Source organism: Corallococcus sp. CA049B, from assembly GCF_003611685.1.
Classification (GTDB): Bacteria; Myxococcota; Myxococcia; order Myxococcales; family Myxococcaceae; genus Corallococcus; species Corallococcus coralloides.
Window position 1 is genome coordinate 1 of the sequence record NZ_RAWC01000469.1, and the last position, 947, is coordinate 947.

Consider the following 947-nt stretch of genomic DNA (forward strand, 5'->3'; position numbering starts at 1 on the left):
CTCTTGGGTCGGGAGTGGCCACGTCCTATTATTTCTAAGCCGCCCCCGGCCCACGTCGAGCGTGGTGAGGCCCACCGTTCGCTGCCTCACTGCCCCCTCAGGCGAGCACTACCCCGTGAACGCTTACACGCGCGGCAGAGCCGATCCGAGAAAGAGCGGGCACAGCTCAAGTACTGCTCGATAAGATCCAAAATCCATTCATTGTCTTGCACACACCCTCCTTCAGAACCCTACTTTTTGGCCCTTGACCCGGAGCCATCCCCTCATATGAAGCCAAGCGCTTCTTTGAAGACAGGGTGACAGTGGAGGAGTTCGGCGAAGCGCTCGACGCGAGGCCGCAATCGTTCCTCCTTCATCATGGGAATGGCTTGGTAATACATGCAGCCCTGCCGGAAGAGCGAGTAGGTACGCGTCTTGACGGTGTTGGCCTTCAAGCCCTTCTCCATCCCGAGGCTCTCCCCGGCGGCGCCCAGCAGCGTCAGCAGCACCTGGGCCAGGGCTGAGGGATGGATCCCCTCATCTAGCGAGTTGATCAGCACACGCTCGCTCGGCGGCTGCGTGCGAAGGCGCTGGTGTCAGCGCAAAGAGGCAGCCACCATGACGCGCAAGGTGGCCATCGACAAAGAGCAGGTGCGGGCGTTCCTGACGGAAGTGTTCGAGGACGACCTGCACGTCAAACGAATCCTATCCCTCGCGCACGCGACGCTGGGGGCGGTGCAGGCGGCGAGCCTGTCGGTGGCGGCCATCGGCAAGGCCATGGCGTGGGCGCGTGGAGAGGACGTCACGTCCAAGCACGCGGTGAAGCAGGTGGACCGACTGCTGTCGAATGGAGGCTTCGACGTCTGGAAGCTCTTCGCGTCCTGGGTGCCCTTCGTGCTGGCGGAGCGGACCGAGGCGGTCATCGCGCTGGACTGGACGGACTTCGAGCAGGACGACCAGGAGACGCT

The 947-nt window shown here is 63.0% G+C and carries 1 protein-coding gene and 1 pseudogene; one reads left to right on the forward strand and one right to left on the reverse strand.

All coding sequences use genetic code 11. From position 1 onward, the window contains the following. Positions 1 to 263: 263 nt before the first annotated feature. On the reverse strand, positions 264 to 539 hold the full coding sequence (locus tag D7W82_RS39760; protein ID WP_370451154.1) for a hypothetical protein: 276 nt from the start codon (positions 537 to 539) through the stop codon (positions 264 to 266). A 58-nt stretch (positions 540 to 597) separates the two neighbouring features. On the opposite strand from D7W82_RS39760, the pseudogene D7W82_RS39765 reads away from it, so the two are divergent. Beyond that, positions 598 to 947, forward strand: a pseudogene (locus D7W82_RS39765) (IS4 family transposase); the annotation flags it as partial.